General features: G+C 39.3%; 14 protein-coding genes. 10 read left to right on the top strand and 4 right to left on the bottom strand.

Going from position 1 to position 18484, the window contains the following annotated elements; all coding sequences use genetic code 11:
- Positions 1–189 precede the first annotated feature (189 nt).
- From B3600_RS20930 to B3600_RS20900, 7 genes are all read left to right on the top strand, one after another.
- The gene (locus tag B3600_RS20930; RefSeq protein ID WP_286754282.1) at positions 190–927 is read left to right on the top strand and encodes an isoprenyl transferase; all 738 of its coding nucleotides are present in this window, start codon (positions 190–192) and stop codon (positions 925–927) included.
- 113 nt (positions 928–1040) lie between these two features.
- A complete protein-coding gene (gene bamA, locus B3600_RS20925) occupies positions 1041–3605 on the top strand; it encodes an outer membrane protein assembly factor BamA (RefSeq protein ID WP_286754281.1) in 2565 nt (854 codons plus the stop codon).
- Between the two features lie 417 nt (positions 3606–4022).
- On the top strand, positions 4023–4556 hold the full coding sequence (locus tag B3600_RS20920; RefSeq protein WP_046671928.1) for an OmpH family outer membrane protein: 534 nt from the start codon (positions 4023–4025) through the stop codon (positions 4554–4556).
- Positions 4557–4659: 103 nt separating this feature from the next.
- The gene (locus tag B3600_RS20915; RefSeq protein ID WP_286754280.1) at positions 4660–5229 is read left to right on the top strand and encodes an OmpH family outer membrane protein; all 570 of its coding nucleotides are present in this window, start codon (positions 4660–4662) and stop codon (positions 5227–5229) included.
- Positions 5230–5593: 364 nt separating this feature from the next.
- Entirely contained in the window at positions 5594–6268 is a 675-nt protein-coding gene (locus tag B3600_RS20910; RefSeq protein WP_046671927.1) for a TetR/AcrR family transcriptional regulator, read from the top strand.
- Between the two features lie 193 nt (positions 6269–6461).
- A complete protein-coding gene (locus tag B3600_RS20905) occupies positions 6462–7760 on the top strand; it encodes a 4Fe-4S dicluster domain-containing protein (protein WP_112374402.1) in 1299 nt (432 codons plus the stop codon).
- 7 nt (positions 7761–7767) lie between these two features.
- The gene (locus B3600_RS20900; protein WP_112374414.1) at positions 7768–8562 is read left to right on the top strand and encodes a (Fe-S)-binding protein; all 795 of its coding nucleotides are present in this window, start codon (positions 7768–7770) and stop codon (positions 8560–8562) included.
- Positions 8563–9075: 513 nt separating this feature from the next.
- Here B3600_RS20900 and B3600_RS20895 read toward each other — a convergent pair.
- Positions 9076–9666 (bottom strand): TIGR00730 family Rossman fold protein, encoded by a 591-nt coding sequence (locus B3600_RS20895; protein ID WP_070570493.1) that lies wholly within the window; start codon positions 9664–9666, stop codon positions 9076–9078.
- Between the two features lie 236 nt (positions 9667–9902).
- On the opposite strand from B3600_RS20895, the gene B3600_RS20890 reads away from it, so the two are divergent.
- The gene (locus B3600_RS20890) at positions 9903–12266 is read left to right on the top strand and encodes a glycoside hydrolase family 127 protein (protein ID WP_286754279.1); all 2364 of its coding nucleotides are present in this window, start codon (positions 9903–9905) and stop codon (positions 12264–12266) included.
- Between the two features lie 99 nt (positions 12267–12365).
- Here the strand turns inward: B3600_RS20890 and B3600_RS20885 are convergent, their stop codons facing one another.
- On the bottom strand, positions 12366–14351 hold the full coding sequence (locus B3600_RS20885; protein ID WP_286754278.1) for a glycoside hydrolase family 97 protein: 1986 nt from the start codon (positions 14349–14351) through the stop codon (positions 12366–12368).
- 255 nt (positions 14352–14606) lie between these two features.
- On the opposite strand from B3600_RS20885, the gene B3600_RS20880 reads away from it, so the two are divergent.
- Positions 14607–15287 carry a DinB family protein gene (locus tag B3600_RS20880; protein WP_286754277.1) on the top strand — a complete coding sequence of 227 codons (681 nt, stop codon included), beginning with the start codon at positions 14607–14609 and terminating at the stop codon, positions 15285–15287.
- 4 nt (positions 15288–15291) lie between these two features.
- Complete coding sequence (locus B3600_RS20875; protein WP_070570483.1) at positions 15292–15744, top strand: SRPBCC family protein; 453 nt, start codon at positions 15292–15294, stop codon at positions 15742–15744.
- Between the two features lie 130 nt (positions 15745–15874).
- Here B3600_RS20875 and B3600_RS20870 read toward each other — a convergent pair whose 3' ends face one another.
- On the bottom strand, positions 15875–16900 hold the full coding sequence (locus tag B3600_RS20870) for a hypothetical protein (protein WP_286754276.1): 1026 nt from the start codon (positions 16898–16900) through the stop codon (positions 15875–15877).
- 433 nt (positions 16901–17333) lie between these two features.
- Positions 17334–17648 (bottom strand): hypothetical protein, encoded by a 315-nt coding sequence (locus B3600_RS20865; protein ID WP_146753017.1) that lies wholly within the window; start codon positions 17646–17648, stop codon positions 17334–17336.
- Positions 17649–18484: the final 836 nt, after the last annotated feature.

The following is an 18484-nucleotide window of genomic DNA, read 5'->3' as shown; positions in this document are numbered from 1 at the left end:
ATTTGGAAGAAATAAAGAAAGACGGAATAAGAACATCCGTAATAGAAATCCAAGTGCGATAATTAATCAATGAAAAGTACGTTAAACAAACAATAATCATTGGTAGCAATACAGGAAACCAAAAGTAGGTTTTAAAACGCCAAAATAGCATTGATGCCTAAGGTGTTCATTTTATTGAAAACAGCAAAAATGAGTTTTTTAGATCAGATAGATAGTATTAAATTGCCACAGCATATAGCCATCATCATGGATGGCAACGGCCGTTGGGCAAAACAGAAAGGGAAACTTCGCGTATTTGGGCATCAAAATGGTGTAAAAGCAGTACGAGAAGCATTAGAAGGATGTGTAAAAGCAAATATTAAATTTCTGACACTTTATGCATTTTCTGCAGAAAACTGGAATAGGCCTAAGCTCGAGGTAATGGCACTCATGGAGCTATTGGTTACTTCCCTTAAAAAAGAAATCAAAACTTTTCAGGAGAATGGCGTCCGTTTGAATGTCATTGGTGATATCACCAAACTACCTTCCAATGCACAAAAGAAGCTACAGGAAACCATAGAAGCAACGAAAGAAAATACACACTGTACATTGACATTAGCGTTGAGTTACAGTTCCCGACAAGAAATTGTAGATGCCGCCCGGAATCTAGCCCAACAAGTAAAAGACGGAAAACTCCATGCGGAAGAAATCAACGATGAGTTATTCGCTGCAAGCCTCTATACACAAAACCTCCCCGATCCTGACCTGTTGATACGTACCAGCGGAGAATTGAGAATAAGCAACTTCCTACTTTGGCAAATTGCCTATTCAGAATTATGCTTCCTTGATAAGATGTGGCCTGAGTTTACGAAAGAAGATTTATTTAAATCCATCGTCGATTACCAGCAACGCGAAAGAAGGTTTGGAAAAACAAGTGAACAGTTATAAAGATTTTATTAAATTTGACCACTGATTTGAATAAAAGCAAGCTGGTTAAATTTTCTTAATTAACAAAAATTAACAAACGATTGGTGTACTTTAGCGCCAATAATTATAGATAAATGAAGCGTATACTACCCGTAATACTATTTTTTGGCCTCTCATCAATGCAGCTTGTCTACGGACAAGACAAAGGTGCGTTCAATTTAAATGACCCAGAAAAAATCAGCTATCTCAATCCTAAAAACTATGTAATTAGCGCTATTGATATAACTGGAACACAATTTTTGGATAAAAATGTATTAATTACAATATCTAAATTGTCAGTAGGTCAATATTTGGAAGTTCCAAGTGAGGCAACTGCAAAAGTAGTAAAGGATATGATGGCTCAAGGCCTCTTTGATGATGTCGAATTATGGGCAGATAAAATTGAAGGTGAAAATATATTTTTGACCATCCGTGTAGTAGAACGTCCTCGTTTAACGCGTATTGATATTAATGGCCTAAGTAAAAGTCAGACCGAAGAAGTTCGCAAACGTTTAAATAGCAACACCGGTAAAATTGTCAACGAAAACTTGATGAACACCACACGTGCTACGATTCAACGGTTCTTAAAAGAAAAGGCTTTTTTATATCCGGAGATCACCCTAAAAACAGTGAAAGATTCGGCACAGGCTAATAATGAAATACTTATTGCCGATGTGGATAAAAAACATAAGGTAAGAGTCAAAAAAATGACGTTTACAGGGAATGAACATTTTTCTCAACAAGAATTGAGAAAAATGGCCAAGCCCATCAAGCAAAAAATGTGGTATCGCATTTTCGGTCCTGGAAAGTTCAAGGAAGAAAAATACAAAGAAGGTAAAGAAAACCTAATCAAGAAAATGGCCGCCAAAGGCTATCGTGATGCCACGATCTTGAAAGATACGGTTATTCGCGATGGTGAAAAAAATGTGCTGGTTAATTTTGACATCTATGAAGGTCCTAAATATTATGTAGGTAATATTGTTTGGACAGGTAATGCAAAATATTCGGATACCCTACTGAATAAAATTTTAGGGGTTAAACGTGGTGATGTCTTTTCGGAAGAAAAGTTAAACGCCAAATTGTTAGGTGGTGGTCGAAATGCAGATGACATCTCTTCAATCTATATGAACGATGGTTATCTTACGTTTTCGGTAGACCCTGAGCAAACACGTATTTACAACGATACCATCGATTTAAATTTACGTGTATATGAAGGTGCTCAATATACCATCAATAACGTTATTGTTAAAGGTAATGATGTAACCAACGACCGTGTTGTATTGCGTTCTATTTATACAAAACCAGGTCAAAAATTCTCAAAAGAACAAATTATGCGCAGTGTGCGTGAGATTGCGCAGCTAGGAAATTTTGATGAGCAAAAAACAAACCCCGTACCGACAAATTTAAATTATGCGGATGGTACAGTAGACATTGTTTATAATGTTACTGAAAAACCTTCGGATCAGGTCGAGCTTTCGGGTGGTTATGGTGCAGGTCAGATCATCGGTACCTTAGGTTTAACATTCAACAACTTCTCCACCAGTAATTTCTTTGACAAAAGTTCCTGGAAACCGCTACCACGTGGAGATGGACAGAAGTTGAGTGTGCGTGGTCAAACTTCAGGTAAGCGTTATCAATCGTATAGCTTCTCCTTCTCCGAGCCTTGGCTGGGTGGTAAAAAACCAATTTATTTCGGTTTGAGTGCCTATACTTCGAGTTCATCGTATGGTGGATTTAACTACTATACAGGCGAGCAAATTGTTAAGGATTCCGAGTTGAACCGTATTTGGATGACGGGTATTACCGCAACTTTAGGTAAACGCTTACAATGGCCAGATAACTGGTTCCAGGCGAATACATCCTTGTCATTCCAACGTTATAAGCTTCAGAACTATGGAAATTACTTCCTATTTGATAATGGTACGGCCTATAACATCAACTTGACGCAAGAGTTTAGCCGTAATTCGATCGATGCGCCGATCTACCCTACTTCAGGTTCAAACATCAAGTTCTCGGTTCAATTGACGCCTCCATATTCATTGTTCAACAACATTGATTATAAAAATGGTTCACCGCAAGAACGCTACCGTTGGACAGAGTATCACAAATGGAAATTTGACTCACAATGGTATGCAAAAATCGTTGGTAAACTTGTTTTCAAAGCTCAAGCTCAATTTGGTTTCTTGGGTAAATACTCCAACAAAACTGAAATATCGACTTTCGAGCGTTTCAAAGTCGGTGGGGATGGTATGCAAGGGTTTGATTACCTACAAGGATCTGAGATTGTTGCATTACGTGGTTATGCAAATGGTGTAATCATTCCTGAAGGAACACAAAATGTGAATGTGGCACGAAATTCAGGTAGTCCGATCTATACGAAATATCAAATGGAATTGCGTCACCCGGTTATGTTAAATGATCAGGCAACAGTTTACGTATTAGCTTTTGCTGAAGCGGCCAATACCTGGAACAAGTTCACTGAATACAATCCATTTAAAGTACGTCGTTCTGCAGGTGTTGGTGCCCGTATCTTCTTACCAATTTTTGGTATGCTAGGAATAGATTACGGTCATGCATTTGACCCAATCCCGGGTTTACCAAGCAGTACATGGAAACAAAACTTTACGTTTAGTATTATGCAAAATATGGGTGGATTCTAACCGCTCTTGACCCCAGTCCATGGGTATAAATTCATAAAAAAGCTATCGCATACAATTGCAGATAGCTTTTTTTATTTTAAAACAATTTAGGCTTTCATAGGCTATCCGATTTTATATATCCTATCAGATAAAATCTACAGCAAAATCTTCTAAATTTTCTTATATTGAGCGCTGTTATGACCACCGAAAAAGACAGCCATAGACACGCTCAGGGAAGCCTTATAAAGGGATTCGACAACAAGTTAAATAGTGTTAAACCCGAGAAATATCTAGTAGATTGCTTCTTTTTTCTTATTTTTGAGCCGTAAATTTACTTAAAGCGGTTTTACCGGATTAAACTTTTGGGTTTATATCATGTCATAAGGTAAATTAGTGTTAAATAATAAAAAGTATAGTCTATAAAAACTTACAGGAAATATGAAAAAAATATTGTTAGTTATAGCTTTTGTAGTCGTGAGTGCTACAGCGACATTTGCCCAACAACTTGCATATGCTGATTCAGAATATATCCTAAAACATATTCCTGAATATACGACTGCACAGAAACAGCTGGATGATCTATCGAAGCAATGGCAGGAAGAAGTGGATCAGAAATATGCTGAGATTGAGAAACTATATCAGGCTTATCAAAAGGATCAGGTTTTATTAAATGAAGATATGCGCCGTCGTCGTGAGGATGAAATTGTGACAAGAGAAAAAGAAGTAAAAGACTATCAAAAACAAAAGTTTGGATTTGAAGGCGACCTCTTTAAAAGACGTACTCAACTGATGAAGCCTATTCAAGATCGTGTAGCAAAAGCTATCCAAGACGTTGCTTCTGCACAGGGAATTGATTTTATTATGGACAAGGGCAATGAGTCGACTTTTCTCTATGCCAATCCAAAATTGAATAAAAGTAATGATGTCATTACAAAATTAGGATATAAACCCAATCCGAGTCTTGCAAACTAAGCGGGAGTTTATTATCATTGTGAACACAAATAATAATAGTAGTAATTAATTAGAAAACTAAAAGATTGCCATAAAGATGGCTCATTAGATTAAAATGAAAAGCATGAAAAATTTATTAAAGGGTGCGGTTGCTTTAGTGGCAGTATTTTTCTCAACTCAATTCGCAAATGCGCAACAAAAGATTGGTCATATCAGTTTAGGTGAAATTATCCAATCTACTCCCGAGTTTAAAGCTGCAGAAGGCCAATTGAAGACATTGAGTGACGGTAAAACCAAAGAAATTCAAGACATGGTTACTGTTTATCAAACAAAACAAAAAGAAGCTAACGATAAATTGCGTAACAGAAGTGAAGCTAATAAAGATACTGTTGATCCAGAAATCAATAAAATAGGTCAAGAGTTACAAGATATTCAAGCGCGTATTCAAACAGCACAACAAGCTGCTCAAGAAGACTTGAACAAAAAAGAGGAAGAATTAATTGCGCCTGTACATAAAAAAGTTATGGATGCTGTTAGTGCTATCTCTAAAGAAAAAGGAATGGCTTATGTATTTGATATTTCAAATCCTGGACTTATCCCTTACTACCAAGGTGGAGAGGATTTAACTGCTGCTGTTAAAACAAAATTAGGTATTTCAGCTACAGCTGCTCCTGCTGCTCCAACAAGAAAATAAGCCAGCAATACAAGGCAATAAAAAAGGGATTATCTTTAGAGATAATCCCTTTTTTATTGCCTATCCATTTTCTCAAATAGCAAGTAAATCGCAATCGGCGTATACCGCCGACAGCAGTAAATATTCGTCAGTTCTATAGCCAAAAGAATAAGATAAACTAAAAAGCTTATCGGTTCAGTCAAATTATAGTGTAAATAAAAAATCTACGACTTAGTTTTCTTGCATTTACCAGCTAAATTGTAGATATTGGTTCGGAAAACAAACATATCTACCCTAATGAAAACTTCATGGGCTCAAATTTGTTCATTAACTAACGAATATGAGGTACTCAGGAAAGCTTCGTCGTTAAAATGATTTTATTCGCATGAAAAAGAAAGTAATTGAGGATAATCCTAAAAAAGAAAGAAAGGTAACTTCCGGTCCTATTCGAGACAAGGAGCGCACCAAAGCTCGCATGATCGCCGCTGTTGGAAAGGTCATTCAAAAGAAAGGATACCATGCATTGAATGGGCCTAATATTGCTTTGGAATGTGGACTGAACAAAGCATTAATATGGAACTATTTTGGCGGTCTCGATCAACTGGTGGAAGCTTACCTGACACAAAAAGATTTTTGGCAAATCGGAGACAAAGGAGTCTTAGAGCAAATGGTCACAAACCCAAGCACCATCAGCGTTTCCTTGATAGAAGAATTGCTTAAATCTCAATTCGACACCTTTTTGAAGGATAAAACGAAGCAAAAAGTCATTCACTGGGGCCTGGGCGAAAAAACCAAAGCGCTTAAAAATATCGCCGACAGAAGGGAAATGTTTGGCGAGGAACTATTTAAACATGTCGATTCAAAATTCGAAAACTCCGAAAACGACCTGAGAGCAACATTGGCGATCTTAGTCAGTTCAATCTACTATCTAAGCCTTCAGGCAAAATCTACGGGCAGTACCTTTTGCGGTATCGATGTCAATACCGAAGCAGGAAAAGAACGGATTCAGAAAACCATTCGTAAAATATTAGAACAGACATTCTCCGATGTTCAGCTATAGAATATTCCATTATAATTAGATAAAACGTCCAAGAAGAAAGAATTCCTTCTTGGACGTTTTCATTACAGCCTATATTTCCCCCGTAAAAATTTCCAATAAATTATCGCCTTAGGGCATTATTTTTGATTTATTTTTACTATGTTAGCATAACAAAATAATATAGTATATTTGTTTATAACCAAGATCCAAGCATATGATAGGTCAACTAATATTTGCGGTTTGTTTCGCTGTAGCATTATTCCTTTTTAGCAAAAATGCACAACAGATTTATCGTAATATCAAGCTGGGTAGACCGGCAGATCGTTCGGACAGATCACCAGAGCGTTGGAAGATGATGCTCCTCGTCGCCTTTGGACAAAAGAAAATGTTTAAGCGCATTTTCCCCGCAGTATTGCATTTATTTGTGTACCTCGGATTTGTCATCATCAATATTGAGATGTTGGAGATTGTCATAGACGGGCTTTTTGGTACACATCGTATCTTTTCATTTCTAGGGAGTTTTTATAATTTTCTGATTGGTGCATTTGAATGGCTCGCCCTTGCTGTACTGCTCTCCTGTGTCATCTTTTTAATTCGGAGAAATATCGCTAAAGTAGCTCGCTTAAATAGCGCGGAATTAAAACATTGGCCCAAGACGGATGCGAATATTATTTTAATCACAGAGATTCTTTTAATGTCGGCTTTCCTGCTGATGAACGCTTCTGATCTTAAATTGCAACTCTATGGCTTTGCACATTTTAAATCGGTAGGTTCCTTTCCGGTAAGCCACTATCTTCTTCCATACCTTCCAACTTCGACGGAAGCTTTATTTTTAATAGAGCGGTCTTGTTGGTGGTTTCATATCCTAGGTGTACTTGCGTTCTTGAACTACCTCCCCTACTCTAAGCATCTTCATATTATTTTAGCTTTTCCGAACACCTATTTTTCTAATCTGAATGCGAAAGGCAAACTATCCAACATGCCTGCCGTAACCAACGAGGTAAAAGCCATGCTTGACCCAAGTTTCACTCCACCACCAGCAGATGCAAATGCACGTTTTGGAGCCAAAGATGTTCAGGATTTAACCTGGAAGAGCTTATTGGATGCCTATACCTGTACAGAATGTGGACGTTGTACATCTTCTTGCCCCGCAAATATAACGGGAAAGCTGCTATCCCCACGGAAAATCATGATGGATACAAGGGATCGACTGACGGAAGTCGGTACAAATATCAAAACAAATGGGAGCTTTCAGGATGACGGAAAATCGCTGATCGATACTTATATCAGTCGAGAAGAGTTATGGGCCTGTACAAGCTGTAATGCATGTGTAGAACAATGTCCAGTCAATATTAATCCACTGGATATTATTATTGAACTACGTCGCTTTGCCGTTATGGAAGAATCACAAGCTCCTGCAAGTATTAACAATATGTTTGGAAATATTGAGAACAATGGTGCGCCATGGAAATATGCGCAATTAGACCGTGCCAATTGGACTCAACAACAATAGTTTTATGATGGAAAATGAATTAAAAGTCCCCACAGTTGCAGAACTGTTGGCTAAAGGAGAAACTCCAGATATACTATTTTGGGTAGGCTGTGCTGGGAGTTTTGACGAACGTGCACAGAAAATTACGCGCGATATCTGCAGAATATTACAACATGTCGGTTTAAAATATGCCATCCTAGGTACAGAAGAAAGCTGTACGGGGGATCCTGCCAAAAGAAGTGGAAACGAATTTCTCTTTCAAATGCAGGCCATGATGAACATCGAAGTACTCAATGGCTATGAAATCAAAAAAATAGTAACTGCTTGCCCGCACTGTTTCAATACTTTAAAAAATGAGTATCCATCTCTTGGTGGCAACTATGAGGTCATTCATCATACACAATTGATCCAAAACCTGATTGATGAAGGAAAATTAAAACCAGCGGATAATAATGTATTTAAAGGAAAGAAGATAACCTATCATGATCCCTGTTATCTTGGTCGTGCCAATGAGGTGTATGAGGCGCCGAGAAAAGTATTGGAAAGCTTGGATGCCCAGTTGATCGAACTGAAACGTTGTAAGAGCAATGGACTTTGCTGCGGTGCAGGGGGCGGACAAATGTTCAAAGAACCAGAGCCTGGAGTAAAAGACATTAACATCGAACGTATCGAAGAAGTCATCGATGCACAGCCTCAAGTTGTAGCAGCAGCATGTCCTTTCTGTATGACCATGCTAAAAGATGGCGTAAAGATAAAAGAAAAAGAATCAGAGATAGAAGTGCTGGATATTGCCGAAATCACTGCCCGAGCAAATCAATTGTAAATTATATTAATCACGAAATAAAAGAGGCCCGATCATACGATCGGGCCTTTTGTGTAGGGAGAAGAATATCTCCTGTCCACGCATAAATTAGGGGAATCCCAAAGCCGGTTAAAATATAAGGGATTCCCCCGAATCGAAGATCAGCGCTGTTTTTATGCTGATCAACCGACTCTAACATCTAGCCATAACAAAGGTATCGCCTCTAGTTCAATTCATTGTTGTTCATTTCTTTAAAAATGTTGTTCATTTCTTAAATAATAAAAAAAAATGAGAGAACACTACGCGATGATATAGCCGCCACCGAAATAGCTATCCGCAGAGATAGCACTTTCGGTGAGGTTGAGTACCACTTGATCACTAAAATTCTTACTGTTCACCACTTGAATACGATGTGGTCTATTTAACAATGAAGCTTCTAGTCGGAATGCTTCCGACAGCTGTTTCGGATTATATGAGGTATAATCCTTCGAACTAATTTCGACTTAGTCAATTCTGAACGATTTTATTATATCGCTAAATCTCATCCTTCTCAATCCATTTGGGAACCAGTGGCGCTTCATACTGTTGCATCTTCTCGATCAGCTCCTCAATCGTATCAGCCACCAATAACATCGCTCGATTTTCCTGCTTAAGAAGGCCCTCTTCGACCATGTGATCAATAAATTGAATGAGATGATTGTAAAATCCATTGATGTTTAACAAACCAACTGGCTTTTTATGTAAACCCAATTGAGCCCATGTAATCATTTCAAAAAGTTCTTCCAAGGTACCAAAACCACCCGGCAGCGCAATAACTCCTTCGGCATAATCACTCATAATCCGTTTACGATCGTGCATGGTATCTACAGTAATCAGTTTTGTTACCCCCCTATGCTCTCTTTCTTTCGAATTTAAAAAATCAGGAATGACACCTATTACCTCACCTCCCTGTGCAAGAGCTCCATTCGCAACAGCTCCCATTAGGCCAACCCTTCCACCACCATAAACCAAACGAATACCGTATTCAGCCAAAACCTTTCCCACATAGGAGGCTTGCTCTTCATACACGGCCGAATTCCCTAAACTGGAAGCACAAAAAATAACAATACTATTAACTTTCTTCATATACAAGTATAGTTAAAAATAAACGGATCAGCTCTTTTTAATAAAAAAACAAACTCACTATCAATAATATACAAAAAAATACACGCATTATTTTCGCGCATAAATATAAATGTAAAAAAAACACTTAAAATAAATAACACATTTAATATCTTTGATTTACCGGTCTTTTTATACATAACGGCTAACCAGACAAGCTCATCAGATCTTGTTAATAACAAATGATAATTTCAGTCCATATGATCTTCAAAAACAAATTTTTGCACAGTGCTCTCTTAAGCTTATTTAGTCTGGCGCTATCTGCCCAAACAACTTCTCAATTGAATTATTTCGATTTAAGAGAAGTAAGGTTGTTACCTGGGATTTTTAAACATGCTGAAGATCTTGACATCAATTATTTATTGGAAATGGACCCGGACAGATTGCTGGCTCCCTTTTTACACGAAGCCAATTTACCGCTAAAAAAAGACTCCTATACCAATTGGGAAAATACAGGATTAGATGGCCATATCGGAGGGCATTATCTATCTGCTCTCGCACATATGCATGCCGCTACAGGAGACCTTCGTATTAAGGAACGCCTAGATTATATGCTCAGCAACTTGAAACGTTGTCAGGAAGCAAATGGAAACGGCTACATAGGCGGAGTACCTGGGGGTAAAATTATTTGGACAGAGATTCAGCAAGGTAGAATCAACGCCGGTAGCTTTAACCTGAATGGAAAATGGGTGCCGCTATATAATATACACAAAACCTATGCTGGCCTGCGAGACGCCTACTTGTTGACAGGCAATGAATCTGCAAAAGACATGCTGATTCAAATGACTGATTGGGCGCTTAAGTTGGTCGCTCAACTTTCAGATGCTCAAATACAGGAAATGTTACGAAGTGAACATGGCGGACTGAACGAAACTTTTGCTGATGTTGCTGCAATTACCCAAGATCAGACTTATCTCGAGTTGGCTCGTAAATTCAGTCATCAATCCATACTTGAGCCTTTATTAGCGCATGAAGATCATTTAACAGGATTGCATGCAAATACACAAATTCCAAAAGTTCTCGGTTTTAAACGCATCGCTGACCTTTCTCACAACGAAAAATGGGCGGAGGCTGTTCGTTACTTTTGGGACAATGTCGTTGAGCAGCGCTCGATTGCTATTGGAGGAAATAGTGTAAGTGAACATTTTAACCCAACGGAAGATTTTTCAAAAATGCTCTATAGCATTGAGGGACCAGAAACTTGCAATACCTACAATATGTTACGGCTCACAAAAATGCTCTATCAGACCGATCCGCAAGGGAAATACCTCGATTTTTATGAACGTGCTCTTTACAACCATATCTTATCGACACAACACCCCGAACATGGTGGATTAGTCTATTTCACGCAAATTCGTCCGGGGCATTATCGTGTTTATTCTCAAGCGCAGACAAGTATGTGGTGCTGCGTCGGATCAGGGATGGAAAATCACGCCAAATATGGTGAAATGATCTACGCATACCGCAACAATGACCTATTTGTCAATCTATTTATTCCTTCACGCCTGGACTGGAAGGAGAAAAATATGGAAGTTATTCAAGAAACGAACTTCCCGACAGAAGCCAAAACAAGCATACGAATGAACCCTAAAAAACCGATGTCATTCAGCTTGTTTATTCGTAAACCCAGCTGGCTCACCACAGCTCCCCATGTGTTGATCAATGGAAAGCCTTACCGCAATTTCAGTTCCACAAATGAGCATATCCAGATCAAACGTACATGGCGAAAGGGCGATATCGTCAGCCTTCAATTACCCATGGGGATACATACTGAGCAGTTGCCTGATAAAAGCAATTATTATAGCATTTTATATGGACCTCTTGTTTTGGGAGCCCGAACTGGACAGGAAGATCTTTTGGGACTTCGAGCCGACGACAGCCGAATGGGGCACATTGCTTCTGGAAAACAAATCCCTTTACGTGATCTCCCGATTCTTCAAGCAGAACCGAACAATATTCCGGCACTTGTAAAACCAATAGCGTCAAAGCCCTTACACTTTACACTCTCAAATCTCTATTTGGGAAAAAAAGATATTCAAATGGAACTAGAACCCTTTTTCGGTATTCATGATTCCCGTTATATGATCTATTGGCCTCAAGCAACGCAGAAAGAATTACTGGCATTACAGGACAAAATGCGCCGCGATGAAGTGGAAAGCTTAGCGCTAGCGGCCAAAACGGTCGATAAAGTAGTCGCTGGGGAGCAACAACCAGAATCAGATCACTTTTTTCGCGAGCAAAATAGCAATGCTGGGGCATTCGGTGATACACGCTGGCGCGATACAAAAGGCTGGTTCAGTTATGTGATGAAAATAACGCCACAGACCCAACTGGTCGCGATCAAATTGCTGGCAGACAACTCATCCAGGGTAACTGAGGTAATGATCGATGGTAAAACCATCAGTACATTGGAAGACAAGGATGAGAGATCCACCATGAAAACAATACATATACAGCTTCCCATGGAGAGTGCAGGTAAAACCAAAATAGAACTGAAAATTAAGGCCGGGGCAGGATTTACAAGTCACAAGATCCTAGAAATAAGAACTCTTCGTCCTGACTAATGGATCTGGGAGATAGCTTCCATTAGTCAGGCGTGATTCACTTAGCCTGGATAATTCAGTTCATCAAAAGTGATTCAGTTCATCAGAAGAGCGCTTAATTTATTTTCCGATTAAAACAACGGCGCCTTCAGGTTGCAACGTCAATTTGATGGACTTTGTTTTAGAAAGTCGAATCTGCTTCTGTTTTGACTCCCGGGCAATGTTATCGTCGATTAGCTGTACCGCATCTGTACTCAACATGGGCAAATTCACCGATACAGTTTTTTCTTTGCCCTCGGCATTTATCCCTGCGATATACCATGTATCATTCTTTCTCCGGGCAAGTATGACATATTTACCTGGATAACCATCAATAAGAACAGTCTCATCCCAGGTAGTTGGCACCTGCTTCATAAAATTAATCACATGGGTTGGCATTTCCTGTAAATTATTGGGTGTCAATCCAAAATTTTGTACCGGAGTCTGAAATAAAATCGCCGTTGCCAATTGAAATGTTTCTGTCGTTTTGCGGATAGTACCGCCGCTATTCTCGCGGTTATGACGTTTGTTCAGCAAAACCGGACCAAAATCCATTGCCGCCACGGCATTGCGAATAAAGGGATGTAAAGTCGCATTAAAAGCCTCCGTATCATTTGCATGTTGTGTGAAAATCAAATTTTCAGAGGCTAATACGGCTTCACTGCCCACGAAATTCGGATACATGCGCTCCCAACCACGCGGTAAAGTACATCCATGAAATATAACGGTTAATCCATAATCATTTGCATCCGAAAGAATATCTTCGTAAAGCTTCAGTGTTTCTTGTTTATCGCCTCCAAAAAAGTCGACTTTGATTCCTTTAATGCCCACATGCTGCATCCATTGCATCTCGGCTTTACGTGCAATCGAAGTATTCATTTTATTTTTTGGCGTCTGAGGTGCGTCGTTCCAGAATCCGTTCGAATTGTACCACAGACAAATACCTACGCCCCGCTCCTTCCCATAAGCCACCAATTGTTCAATTTTCTCGTGGCCGATCTTTGTATCCCACCAATTGTCGATCAATACAAATTCATACCCCATTGAAGCCGAAAGGTCAATGAACTTCTTTTGGTCTTCAAAATTAATACTGCCGTCCTGCCATTCCAGCCAGCTCCATGTCGCCCGTCCGAATTCGTATTTCTTCGATGCCGGATACTGCGGTTCAACAACATCAAACGGAATGGTCGTCTCCACAATGGGTTTTAGATTGCTTCCGACAGTCAGTGTGCGCCAAGGTGTATAACCGGGTAATGAAATTGTGGGAGCAGCTCGTCCAATGCCATTGTTCTCCCCTTCTTCCGGAAAAGCAATGCTATAAAGCCCATCCTTCGTGCCTTCGCTTAACTTGGATGCGCAATATGCACTTGAAACTCCCGTTTCCGAAACAAGTACCCATCCCCGATCTCCAACATGAAAGAGCGCAGGAAAAGTATAGCCAACACCATACTTCGAAGGTACGCCTAGCGCCTGATCTGCCTGATACTCCTCTTCGTAACTTGGTTTTGTTTTCATCCAGCCTATCATGGGGGAAGCTTGGGCTGTTAAAAATGTTGTTGTAACGAGTGGAAATTTAAAGCCGCTATTCTCCTTTATCAATGCAAAGTTGGCCGGCTCGCCCACCTGAGGCACATAATATCGGAACGCTATATTGTTGTTGCTAACACGGAAAGTAACCTCGATCTGCTGCTTTGAAGTATTCTCCAACACATAACGCAATTCATTCGCTTTATACTGTACCTGACTGCGTTTGATTTTTGGCTCGTTATAATTGGTCAAAATTTCAGCTCTTTTTTCTGCTATAGGACGCAAATTATCGCTTAAATTTATCGTCTTGCTTTGAAGCCCAAGCGGTGAAGCTTCCAACATTGTCTTTCCTTCCAGTTCAACCTGATAAAATAGATGACCGTTTTTCAGATCCAATTTAACGGTCAAAGTTCCGTCCGGACTCGATACCGATGTCTGCTGTGCTGCGGCAATTGTCCCCAACAAAGATAGCATACATACCAAAGCATAACGTTTTACTGGTAAACGTTTAAAATAGCGCGTATAATTGTGATTTAACATAGATTAACTCAAATAGTCGGTTAGTTATTCTGTTAAAGATAAGGTTTTATTTTAATAAATGTACAAAAAACACTTATTACAGAATACGTATTTTATCAGGTTGCAATCGACTGCGTCAAATAGGAATCGTCGTCTAATCTGGGAAGGCGCAAACGCAGCTTTTCTTGTCCTATGAGAAGATATACCAAACAAAAATCCCTTATAATTGTAAAGAAATAGTGACATTTATTTTACGATCTTAAAACGTATTAAACTATGAATCTAATTATGAACATGATAGCACTTGCCAGCATAGCAACTGCTACCTTGGCTCCATCATCTGCCAAATCAGGGTCATTGCTCGAGCAAAAGGACCAAAACATTACGCTGATAGAAAAAAAACAGGCTTTAAAACACGATTATGTTGGAACCGACTCGCTATTGCAATATTTTAACCAAACAACTGCGGAGCTTGAAAAGCAGGTTGCGGGTTTAAGCGAAGCGCAGCTCCAATTTAAGCCAGCGCCCGACAAATGGTCGATCAGTCAATGCCTTGAGCATATTATTCGTTCAGAACGAATGATATTTGACATGGCAAAAAAGGGCCTGGATCAAGATCCACAACCTGAAAGGAGAAAAGAGATCAAGATGACCGACGACAATCTAAAAAATGCACTCACAGACAGAAGTCACAAATATCAGGCACCCAAGGAACTCCAACCAGAGGGAATTTATAAAAATGTGAACACCGCTTTGACTGATTTCAATGCCGCCCGCCACCCCGTGCTTGATTACATCAAAAAAGCTGATGCGGAAGATCTCAGAAATCATGTCAGCGATTCCCCAACTGGTCCAATTGATGGTTATCAAGCCCTGATGTTTATTGCTGCGCATTCTGCACGTCATACCAAACAGATCGCTGAAATAAAAGCCGATCCCAATTTTCCAAAACAATAGAAAGATGAAGAAATTAACTTATCAAATTAAGATCCATGCGCCTGTGCCGCGGGTTTTTAAAACAATGCTTGACAAAGAAACCTATAAACAATGGACCAGTGCATTCAATCCAAGTTCAGATTTCGAAGGCATCTGGGACAAGGGGCAAAAAATTCATTTTACCGGCGTCGATGAAAATGGTGAAAAAGGCGGAATGGTAGCAGAAATCGCCGAATACATTCCAAATTCATATGTGTCTATTCGGCATCTTGGTATCCTAGACAATGGCCAAGAAATTTTATCCGGACCAGCTGTCGAAGATTGGGCTGGAGCATTAGAAAATTATTCTTTTTCGGACATCGAAGGACAAACATTATTGAAAGTAGATGTTGATACAAACGACGAATACATCGATTACTTTAATGAGGCTTGGCCAAATGCTTTGCAACGGCTAAAGGATATTAGCGAAAAGGAATAGGTGAAATACCCTGCATATTGAAGAGCTTTGCGAAATCAATGCGCAAGTCAGAAGCTTGTTGGCAAAAGTAAAAACGGCACCTAGATCTGGATGCCGTTTTTTTATCTTGCCGATGCCTTTTTTCGTTCGTTTACTTTTGTTTTTTGACCCGAATGTCAAATATATTGTAATACCGTAGCGTGCTATAGTCCTTCAGGCTCATAAAGTCATAGGTAAGTGGATAATTAAAGATATTTTCCGTCTGACTCACATAAAGGAGCATATCGCGGAGTGCTATTCCAATAGCCTTGGCTCCTTTCGGATACTGAATAAAACTGTTCTTGCCGCCGCCCCGATAGTAGATCAGCAGATTGCTGCAATCGAGGACTTTGGTATCTACATCATCCAGTGTTTTATTTTCCAGTATTTTGTCTATTGCCGTATTGAGGCCTGCCCGTGTTGAATCAGTTTCACCCATCAGAATCATATGGGTACCATAAGTCACCGAAGCAAGCACATAGGGAGAGTAACCTGCTTGGGTCAATACAGCTACCTCCGATTCCGGATAAGCATCAAAATACTCTGTGTGGTCAATATAAATTGTAAGCTTATTGACTTTGCCTATACGAAGCGTGCTGTTTTGCTTACTGATCGTCGTTGAGTCGGCATGTTTTACAAGGGATAATGCCTTTTTTACATCCTTCGAATTACCGAGAAATCCCTGTATTTCGGCGTAATCTCCAAAACTGCTCGAAGTAAAGTTCATACTACTTGCCTGTTTCGACTTTTCAAACTTATTGGCATAAGCAAGACCATTTTTATAGCTGGGCTCAAAGAATCCCATATCTACGGAGAAGTCATTGTAAGACAAGAAATGGAATTTTACTTTTTTCGCTTTTGCTTCCAGGCTTTCTAGCCGTGGGCCTTCAAGGGTGTCTTTGAGACTCCAAAGTCCGCCCAGGAAAACCTTTTCATCAATATTATCATCAGAGAAAAGCTCGCTCATCTGAAATTGTACTTTCCGAATTTCGTACTTATCAGGCGGAACAGTGGGCTCATTCTTGGTGGTATCTGAAGGTGCCACCTCTGGGGGCTCTACGTTTGGCTCGATGGGATCTTTTGTGCAACTTAGCCATATTAGTGCGCTAAGAAGAAGTAAAAAATTTCTAGTGTACATATTGAAGTTCTTCAGTTCCAAATTCGGTTATCATTAAAAAAGGTTAGCTACACTTTTTTATCTGATAAATTAAATATAATAATCTAAGATAATGTTTTTTTACATCAGTCCAACACGTACCATCCCGTTATAGCATATTTTTACAATTCAAATCAAAACGCTTCAACCTCGTTAAACGAAAAACAAGGTAATAACTTACGCGATAAGACTACCAGTAGTTGATCACAAATCATCAAAGCATACCCTTCCTAGCGTATTATAAGCGAAAAAGCGGGTTAAAAACTGAATTTTCTGCACAGCAAAAAGACTTAACAGTCTAACCATTTAGGGCGAAAAAAAAGCGGGGTTTTCACCCCGCTTAAATTAATCGTTTGTAACAGCGCGAAAACGCCGAAACCTATCTGCCGGTTGAAACCAACAGGGATCGACTGCATTAAACACCCCAAAATGCCCTACATGCTTTAAAGAAAGATCCACAACCACCATTTGTATAGGTGTCTGAAGTATGTGTACCGACCAGTTGCGCCGTGTCATAATCATAAAAACTCAACACAAAAATACAGTGTGTCAATTTTCCTTCGCTTTCTTTGACCTCTTCGGTGACTTTCACGAGTGTATTCGTGTTAGGAAGACGGTAAGTCGTTGTCTTAGCATTGACATTTTCTTTCGGTGCCTTTTCCGTTGTCTTTGCAGAAGCGGCTGTAGATAGCAGTGCAACAGCCATCAAACTCATCATTAATTTTTTCATTGTTTCTATCTTTTTATTAAACCATAACATGCTTTTGAAGCAAGTCTTTATTTTATGGAAGTAAAAATAAAAACACCATTAATTAATTTTACGGTTATTTATTATCTGTTGCAGTTCGTTCAATATTCGTGGTTTTTAGTCTATTATTCGCAATACAACTGTTTGTTAGGGTAATCTTAACCGCAAGTCCTATTTTTACAAATTGCATGTCTCTACCATTATTTATATTTTTAGAAATCTGATTCAAAATATTCTGTGGTTCAGCTGCCTAATTATAACAGCATCGGACAAATTCGGTAACAATATCCAAATATGCCGGCGCAAATGGCGGTAAAATTAGGGTAGCGAGCTGCAAACATTATTATTTAAAAGAAAATGGAAAATAATCGAGAAAGCAGAAAGATAAGGGACAAACAAAGAAAACAAAACGATAGAGGTTCTCGCGGCTTACACATGATTTGGCGCGTTACCATACTCGTTTATATTGTTGTCCTACTCTATTTTCTAGTTACTTGTGGCGGTAATGGCGCTAACTGGTTTCCCGGAAAACCTATCTATACAAGATAAAGACCACGAGCAAGTTACAGAATAGCTTCTTATAAGATTTAGGTCCATAAACATCAAAACGACCTCGGTACAAAACAACAGATAGGCAATAAAAGGGAGCAAACAGACTGTCAAAACGACTACATTTGGACTTTATTACCAAGAAAACTAGCCAAACTAAAGTCCGACAAAAACTATCAGTTACGAACCTGGTACCAGCAAGGTATACTCCTTTAAAATCATCCACATACAGCCCTGAATGGATTAAGACCTTAGTTCTACGCTAAATA

It is taken from the genome of Sphingobacterium sp. UBA2480 (genome assembly GCF_002341965.1).
Lineage (GTDB): Bacteria > Bacteroidota > Bacteroidia > Sphingobacteriales > Sphingobacteriaceae > Sphingobacterium > Sphingobacterium multivorum.
This window is presented reverse-complemented; position numbering and strand designations above follow the sequence as displayed.